This window comes from Streptomyces sp. NPDC059668 (genome assembly GCF_042734135.1).
In the GTDB taxonomy this organism is placed as follows: domain Bacteria; phylum Actinomycetota; class Actinomycetes; order Streptomycetales; family Streptomycetaceae; genus Streptomyces.
This window is the reverse complement of record NZ_JBHWEL010000014.1, coordinates 100,255-108,364: the sequence shown is the minus strand read 5'-3', so window position 1 is coordinate 108,364 and position 8,110 is coordinate 100,255. Positions and strand designations below refer to the sequence as shown.

Sequence of the window (8,110 nt, the reverse complement as noted above, 5' to 3'; positions counted from 1 at the left end):
GGGGGGGGGGGGGGGCGGGCCCCGGGGGGGGGCGGCCCCCCCCCCCCCCCGGCGGGCGCCGGGGGGGGGGGCGCCGCGACGGGGGGGGGGCCCGGGGGGGGGGCCGCCGGCCCCCCCGCACCAGGCCGGGTCGGATGCGCGGTCACCGTCACGCCGGGGTTGGACGCCCGACCATCGCCACGCCGCCACCGCTGCGCCGGGGTTGGACGTGCGGCCATCGTCACGCCGCCGTCACGCCGCGGTCGGACGCGCGGCTATCCCCACGCCGCCACCGCCACGCCGGGGTTGGACGCGCGGCAATCGCCACGCCGCCGTCGGACGCGCGACTATCCCCACGCCGCCATCGCCACGCCGGGGTCGGACACGCGGCTACCCCTACGCCGCCGCCGCCACGCCGGGGTCGGACACGCGGCTACCCCTACGCCGCCGCCGTCACGCCGCGGTCGGACGCGCGGCCATCCCCACGCCGCCGCCACGCCGGGGTCGGACACGCGGCTACCCCTACGCCGCCGCCACGCCGCGGTCGGACGCGCGGCCATCCCCACGCCGCCACCGCCACGCCGCGGTCGGACGCGCCGGCGTCGGACACGCCCGGCGCGGGCTCGCGCGGCGTCACGCGCACGGCGTCCGGGGGCAGCGGGCGGGGCGGAACCCGTCCGGGCGGGGCCGGCGGCATCCGGTGCTCCGCAGGCAGGGTGCTCGGTCCGGCCGGCCGCCGCGCACGCCGTGCTCAACGCTCCCCGTGCCATGAACGCCACAGGGCCGCGTACGCGCCGTCGGACGCCACCAGGTCGTCGTGTGTGCCGAGTTCGGTCAGCAGGCCGTCCTCCATCACGGCGACCCGGTCCGCGTCGTGCGCGGTGTGCAGCCGGTGCGCGATGGCGACGACCGTCCGCCCTTCGAGCACGGCGGCGAGCGCGCGCTCGGTGTGCCGGGCCGTCGCCGGGTCGAGCAGCGCCGTGGCCTCGTCGAGGATCAGCGTGTGGGGGTCGGCCAGCACCACGCGGGCCAGGGCCAGTTGCTGGGCCCGCGAACCGTCCGCGACGTGTCCCCCGGCGCCCAGCCCGGTGTCCAGTCCCTCCGGCAGCTCCCGCGCCCAGTCGTCGGCGCCGACGGCCGCGAGCGCCGCCCACAGGTCGGGGTCCTCGGCGGCCGGCGCGGCGATCAGCAGGTTGTCGCGGACCGTCCCGAGGAAGACATGGTGCTCCTGGGTGACCAGGACGACCTGGCGCCGCAGCCGCTCCGGGTCGAGTCCGGCGATCGGCACCCCGCCGACCGTCACGCTGCCCGAACCCGGTGCGTCGATGCCCGCGAGCAGCCGGCTCAGAGTGGTCTTCCCGGCACCGGAGGGGCCGACCACCGCCAGCCGCTCCCCGGGCCGCACGGTCAGGTCGACCCCGCGCAGCACCTCGCCGCCTCGGCCGTAGGAGTAGCGGACGCCGGTCACGTCGATCCGGTCGTCCACCGGGGCGGGGGAGCCGGCCGGGACGGCCCTGGGCGCCCGGCCGAGGCCCTCCACCCGGGCGAAGGACGCGCCACTGCTCTGCAACTGCTCCACCTGGATCAGGATCTGGTCGAGCGGTTCGCCGAGCTGGCGCAGATACAGCGCGGCGGCCACCACCGCGCCCAGGCTCATCGCACCGTGCGCGTGCAGGACACCGCCCAGCAGCAGCACGCCGGCCACGGGGACGACGTACGACACCTCGACCGCGGGGAAGAACACCGTGCGCAGGCCGAGGGTGTACAGCCGGGTGCGGCGGGAGGTCTCCAGCGCGTCGCGGCTCGCGGCGACCCGCCGGCCCTCCAGCCCGAAGGCCTCGACCGTGCGGGCCCCGTCGGCGGTGGCCGCGAGGACCTCGGCGACCTCCGAGGTGGCCGCCCCCTCCGCGAGATAGGCGGCGCGCGCCCGGCGCAGATACCAGCGGGTGGCGAACCAGATGCCGGCCAGGCCGAACACCCCGCAGCCGCCGAGCACCGGACTGATCACGAAGACCGCGCCGAGCATGAACAGCACCTGCGCCGAGGAGATGAGCAGTGCGGGTCCGGCGTCGCGCAGGGTGGTGCCGACCAGGGCGACATCGGCGGTCCCCCGGGCCGTCAGATCACCGGTGCCGGCCCGCTCCACGACCGAGGCGGGCAGCGCCAGGGCCCGCTCCACGAACTCCTCACGCACCCGCGCGAGGGCCCGCTCCCCGAAACGGTGCCCCCGCAGGCGGGCGGCGCGCGTCAGCAGCAACTGGGCGAGCGCGCACACCAGGATGACCAGCGCCAGGCGGTCCACCACCGCCACCCCCACACCACCGCCGGCCCGGGCGCCGGCGGCGACGTCGTCGATGATGCGGCCGAGCAGCCACGGCCCGACCAGTCCGGCCGCGGCGGCCAGCACATTGAGCGCGAGGACCCCGGCGAAGGCCCGGCCGTCCGCCCGCACCAGCCGGAGCGCGGCCCGTCGTACCTCGGCCGGCCCGGCGACGGGCAGTTGCGCACTCATCGCACGGCCTCCTGGGCGTCGTGGGTTCCCTGGGCGCCGGTCTCCGTGTCGCGGGCCACCAGCGCGCGGTATCCCGGCTCCCCGTCGAGGAGTTCGCGATGGGTGCCGCTCGCCGCGACGTGGCCGTCGACCAGGTAGTGCACGGTGTCGACATGGTCGAGCAGCAGCGGCGAGGTGCTGGTGACGACGGTCGTACGGCCCGAGCGCGCCGCGCGCAGCCGGCTCGCGACGGCCGCCTCGGTGTGGGCGTCGAGCGCCGAGGTGGGCTCGACCGCGAGCAGCACCTCGGGATCGGCGAGCAGCGCCCGCGCCAGCCGGACGCGCTGGCGCTGCCCGCCGGAGAGACTGCGGCCCTGTGCGTCGACGGCCGAGTCGAGCCCGTCCGGAAGCCCGAGGACGATGTCGTCCGCGACGGCCGCGTGCAGACAGCGGACGACGGCCGCGTCGTCGGGGTCCCCGCGGCCCGAGACCAGCTCGCGCAGGGTGCCCGCGAACAGGTCGGCCTCGTGGTCGGCGACCAGGATCCGGGCTCTGACCTGCGCGAGGTCGAAGGCGTCGAGGCGTACGCCGTCCCAGGTCGCCGCCGACCGGGTGTACCGGCCGAGCCGGTCGACGACGGCCGCCGAGTCCGCCGGGCGCCCGCCGACCAGCGCGGTCAGTCTCCCCGGCGTCACCTCGACACCGGACTCCGGGTCGCGCAGCACGGCCGGGGACAGGGGGCCGTCCAGGGCGTCGGGGTCGGGGGACGCCAAGGGCTCGAGGGCCAGGAACCGCACGACCCGGCGGGCGGCCACCAGGCCCCGGCTGAGCTGGTAGCCGCACTCGACGAAGGACGCCACCGGGATGATCAGCACCGCGACATAGCCGTACACGGACACCAGCTCGCCCACCGAGATCTCGCCCTGGACCGCCAGCCGGGCGGCGAGCCAGGTCACGACGGCCAGGAACACCGTCGGCAGCCCGGCACCGAGCGCCTGCACCCAGCTGGTCACCGCCGCGACCCGGTAGCCCTGCGCGCGCAGCTCCTGCGAGTCCCGGCGGAAGGCGTCCGCGTACAGTCCCTTGCCGCCCAGGCCGTTGAGGACGCGCAGGCCCCCCGCGAGGTCGCCGATCCGGGCGGTCAGCACGGCCTGCCGCTCCCGGTAACCGGCCTCCACTCCTTGCAGCCGTCCCAGCAGCGGACCGACCAGCACGGCGAGCACCGGTACTCCGAGCAGCACCACCGCGGCCAGCGACGCCGAGACCGACAGCAGCAGGCCGGCCACCACGGCGTACGCGACGACCGCGCCGACGCCGGGGCCGACGACGGTCAGGGACTGGCTGATCGTCTGGACGTCACCGACGCCGATCGTGACGACCTCACCGGCGCCGGTCTGCCGGGAGAGGGCGGCACCCAGCCGGGTCGCCTGCCCGACCACGACCTTCACCGTGCGGAAGTTGGCGTCCATCCGCAGCCGGGTCATCATGCGGTGCCGCATGATGCTCACCCACGCGTTGAACGCCCCGAGGGCCAGCAGGGCGGCGGACCAGCCCGCGAGCGCGGCCCGGTCGCCCGGCTCCAGCCCGTCGTCTGTCGCGCGGGAGAGCAGATACGGCGCGAGCGCCATGAGGACCATCCAGACGGTGCCCAGCACCGCCCCGGCGACGGCCCGCCCCGGCTGCCGGGTGACCAGCCACCACAGATACCGGCCGCCCCCTCGGGCGTCGGGCGTTCCCGGGTCCTCGTACGCGTCGATCATTCGCCCCCAGCGCTCCCCTGGTGTCGTGTCCGTCTCCCACCGGCTCACCGGCTCACCGGCTCACGGGCCGGCACGTCCGCCGGCCCGCACGTCTACCGGCCCGCACGTCCGCCGGTCCGCTCGTCCGCCGGTCCGCTCGTCCGTCGTGACCGTTAGACGAGGCTGTCCCGCCACGCCCGGTGCAGGTCCGCGAACCGGCCGGTGGACGCGACGAGTTCGGCCGGCGTGCCGTCCTCGACGATCCGCCCGTGCTCCATCACCAGCACCCGGTCGGCGATCTCCACCGTCGACAGGCGGTGCGCGATGACCACAGCCGTCCGTCCGCGCAGGACCGTCAGCATGGCGCGCTGCACGGCCCGCTCGCCGGGGACGTCCAGCGAGCTGGTCGCCTCGTCGAGGATGAGGACGGCCGGATCGGCGAGCAACGCTCTCGCGAAGGCGACGAGTTGGCGTTGACCGGCGGAGATGCGGCCGCCGCGCTTGCGGACGTCCGTGTCGTAGCCCTCGGGCAGCGCGCTGATGAAGTCGTGGGCGCCGATCGCCTTCGCGGCCCGCTCGATCTCCTCCCGGCTCGCGTCGGAGCGGCCGATGGCGATGTTCTCGGCGACCGTGCCGGAGAACAGGAAGGCCTCCTGGGTCACCATCACCACCCCGCGCCGCAGTTCCGGCACGGACAGCTCGCGCAGGTCGACGCCGTCGAGCAGCACCCGGCCGTCCGAGGGGTCGTAGAAACGGGCCAGCAGCTTGGCGAGCGTCGACTTGCCCGCGCCCGTCGAGCCGACGACGGCCACCGTCTGCCCCGCCGGGAGGGTGAGCGAGAAGGCGGGCAGCACCTCGCCGCCGGTGCGGTAGGCGAAGCGGACGGCCTCGAAGTCGACCGTACGGCCCGGTTGCCCGGAGACGGGGGCGGGCAGTCGCCGCGGGGCGGCGGGCTCCGGCACGGACGGCGTCTGGGCCAGCAGACCCGCGATCTTCTCCAGTGAGGCCGCCGCGGACTGATACGAGTTGAGGAACATGCCCAGCCGGTCGATCGGGTCGTAGAGGCGGCGCAGATACAGGACCGCCGCGGCCAGCACGCCCAGCGCCAGCGACCCCGAAGCCACCCGGTAGGCGCCCCACAGCACGATCGCCGCGACCGCCGTGTTGGCGACCAGGCGCGAGCCGACGACGTAGCGGGCCATCTCCAGCAGGGCGTCGCCGTTCGTGTGCTCGTGGCGCTCGTTCAGGACCCGGAACTCCGCGTCGTTGACGTCCTCGCGGCGGAACGCCCGTACCGGCCTGATGCCGTTCATCGTCTCCGCGAACTTCACGATGACGGCGGCGATCGCGGTCGAGCGGAGCCGGTAGATGCGGCCCGCCCGGCGCCGGTAGACGCGCACGAGGAGGTAGAGCGGCGCGAACGAGGCCACCGCGACCGCGCCGAGACCCAGGTCCAGCCAGAGCAGCATCGCCGAGATGTAGACGAAGGACAGGATGACCGTGATCAGTTCCTGTAGGCCCTCGCTGAGCAGTTCGCGCAGCGACTCGACGTCCGTGGTGGAGCGGGAGATCAGCCGGCCCGAGGTGTAGCGCTCGTGGAAGTCGATGCTGAGTGCCTGCGCGTGCCGGAAGATCCGGCCGCGCAGATCCAGCAGCACGTCCTGGTTGACGCGGGCGGACGCGCCGATGAAGGCGTACTGGAGGCCGCCGGCGATCAGCGCGCACAGCAGGTAGGCGACCCCCACCGCGACCAGCGGACCGTGGTCGCCCCGGCGCAGCGCCGGTACGGCCCGGTCGATGGCGTAGGCGACGAGCAGCGGTCCGGCCTGGACGGCGGCCTGCTGGAGCAGGAGCAGGACGGCCGTCACCACGACGCGGGCCCGCAGCGGGGCGAGCAGGGAGCGCAGCAGGGTGGCGGTGGCGCCCGGGGGAGTGGGCAGGGTGTCCCGGTCGAAGGGGTCCTGATGCCGCTCCGCCTTCGGCGCCGGGGCCCTCCGGCCGGGTTCCTCGCGGGAGTTCCCGTCGGGTTCCCGGTCCGGCGCGGTGGTCGTGGGCGCCGTCATCGCTCGGTCTCCTCGTCGCCGGACATCAGATGGGCGTACTCGGCGTTCGTACGCAGCAGTTCGTGGTGGGTGCCGACCGCGGTGATGCGGCCCCCGGAGAGCAGCGCGACACGGTCGGCGAGCAGGACCGTGGACGGGCGGTGCGCCACGATCAGCGCGGTCGTCTCGGCCAGGACGCGGCGCAGCGCGGCCTCCACCGCGGCCTCGGTGTGGACGTCCAGCGCCGACAGGGGGTCGTCGAGGACGAGGAACCGGGGGCGGCCGACCACCGCTCTCGCGAGGGCGAGGCGCTGGCGCTGTCCGCCGGACAGGCTCAGGCCCTGTTCGCCGACCTGTGTCGCCGTGCCCTGCGGGAGAGCGTGCGCGAAGTCGGCCTGTGCGACGGCCAGGGCCCGGTCCAGGTCGGTGTCGTCGGCGGTGTCGGCCGCGCCCATCAGCACGTTCTCCCCGACGCTGGCCGAGAAGAGGGTGGGCTCCTCGAAGGCCACCGCCACCCGTGCGCGGAGCTCCTCGCGCGGCATCGCGGTGATGTCCTCGCCGTCCAGCGTGATCCGGCCGGACGTCACCTCGTGCAGGCGGGGGACGAGGGCGGTGAGGGTGGTCTTGCCGGTACCGGTCGCGCCGACCAGGGCCATGGACTCGCCCGACCGGATGTGCAGGTCGATCCGTTCGAGTACGGGGGGCGTGTCGGCGGGGGCGTCCGGGTAGCGGAACCGGACGCCGTGGAACCGGAGCCCGTCGTCGCCCGTACCCTTGGCCGCGCCCGCGAGGGCATCCGCGTCCGCGCCGGCGGCCGGACCCGCGGTGGACACGGCGGTCCCCGGGGACTCCGGCCGCGCGTCCATCACCTCGAAGTAACGCTCCGTGGCCGTCGCCGCCTCCTGGCTCATCGCGAGGAGGAAGCCGATGGAGTCGACGGGCCAGCGCAGCGCGAGGGCCGTGGAGAGGAAGGCCACCAGGGTGCCCGCGGAGAGGCGGTCGTCGGCGACCTGCGTCGTGCCGAGGACGAGGGCGGCGCCGATGGCGAGTTCGGGCAGGGTGACGATGACGGCCCAGATGGAGGCCAGCAGCCGGGCCTTGGCCAACTCCGTGCCGCGCAGGGTGCGGGACAGCTCACGGAAGGCGTGGGCCTGGCTGCGGTGACGCCCGAACCCCTTGATGATGCGGATGCCGAGCACGCTCTCCTCGACGACCGTGGTCAGGTCGCCCACCTGGTCCTGGGCGCGTCGCGCGACCTGGGAGTACCGCCGCTCGAAGATCCAGCAGACGACCATGACGGGCAGCGCGGGAGCGAGCAGCACCAGCCCCAGCGTCCACTCCTGGTCGAGCATGATGAGGACGCCGAGCAGGATCGTCACGCCGTTGACCAGCAGGAACGTCAAGGGGAAGGCGAGGAACTGACGCAGCAGCATCAGATCGGTGGTGCCCCGGGACAACAGCTGACCGGAGGCCCAGCGGTCGTGGAAGGCGACCGGGAGACGCTGCAGATGCCGGTACAGATCGGCCCGCATGTCCGCCTCGACCCCCGCCAGCGGCCGCGCCACCAGCCACCGCCGCAGCCCGAACAGGACGGCCTCGGCGATCCCGAGCAGCAGCAGGTACAGCGCGCCGAGCCAGATTCCCGCAGTGTCGTGATCGGTCACGGGACCGTCCACCATCCACTTCAGGACGAGCGGGATCACCAGCCCCGTACAGGACGCCACGACCGCGACGGCGGCCGCGCCGAACAGCCGCGCCCGCACCGGCCGTACGTAGGGCCACAGGCGCAGCAGGCTGCCGACGGTCGAATGTTCCCTGGTGTCGGCACGGTCCGTGGTCACTGCATCTGAAGTCGACAT

The 8,110-nt window shown here is 75.0% G+C and carries 4 protein-coding genes; all 4 read right to left on the bottom strand.

Annotated features, from left to right (window positions below):
* Positions 1-730: 730 nt before the first annotated feature.
* The 4 genes from ACFV2J_RS13775 to ACFV2J_RS13760 all read right to left on the bottom strand — a co-directional run bounded on the left by ACFV2J_RS13775 (position 731) and on the right by ACFV2J_RS13760 (position 8,110).
* The gene (locus tag ACFV2J_RS13775; RefSeq protein WP_385085690.1) at positions 731-2,491 is read right to left on the bottom strand and encodes an ABC transporter ATP-binding protein; all 1,761 of its coding nucleotides are present in this window, start codon (positions 2,489-2,491) and stop codon (positions 731-733) included.
* Positions 2,488-4,230 (bottom strand): ABC transporter ATP-binding protein, encoded by a 1,743-nt coding sequence (locus ACFV2J_RS13770; protein ID WP_385085688.1) that lies wholly within the window; start codon positions 4,228-4,230, stop codon positions 2,488-2,490. Before ACFV2J_RS13770 ends, ACFV2J_RS13775 begins: the two co-directional genes overlap by 4 nt.
* A 152-nt stretch (positions 4,231-4,382) precedes the next feature.
* Positions 4,383-6,272, bottom strand: a complete 1,890-nt coding sequence (locus ACFV2J_RS13765; protein WP_385085686.1) for an ABC transporter ATP-binding protein — start codon at positions 6,270-6,272, stop codon at positions 4,383-4,385.
* Complete coding sequence (locus ACFV2J_RS13760) at positions 6,269-8,110, bottom strand: ABC transporter ATP-binding protein (RefSeq protein ID WP_385438655.1); 1,842 nt, start codon at positions 8,108-8,110, stop codon at positions 6,269-6,271. The genes ACFV2J_RS13765 and ACFV2J_RS13760 overlap by 4 nt, the downstream gene beginning before the upstream one ends.

Excerpts from the sequence above, each read along its gene's own strand:
- ACFV2J_RS13770 (WP_385085688.1), bottom strand. The coding sequence starts at position 4,230 with ATGATCGACGCGTACGAGGACCCGGGAACGCCCGACGCCCGAGGGGGC.
- ACFV2J_RS13760 (WP_385438655.1), bottom strand. The coding sequence starts at position 8,110 with ATGTCGACTTCAGATGCAGTGACCACGGACCGTGCCGACACCAGGGAA.
- ACFV2J_RS13775 (WP_385085690.1), bottom strand. The coding sequence starts at position 2,491 with ATGAGTGCGCAACTGCCCGTCGCCGGGCCGGCCGAGGTACGACGGGCC.
- ACFV2J_RS13765 (WP_385085686.1), bottom strand. The coding sequence starts at position 6,272 with ATGACGGCGCCCACGACCACCGCGCCGGACCGGGAACCCGACGGGAAC.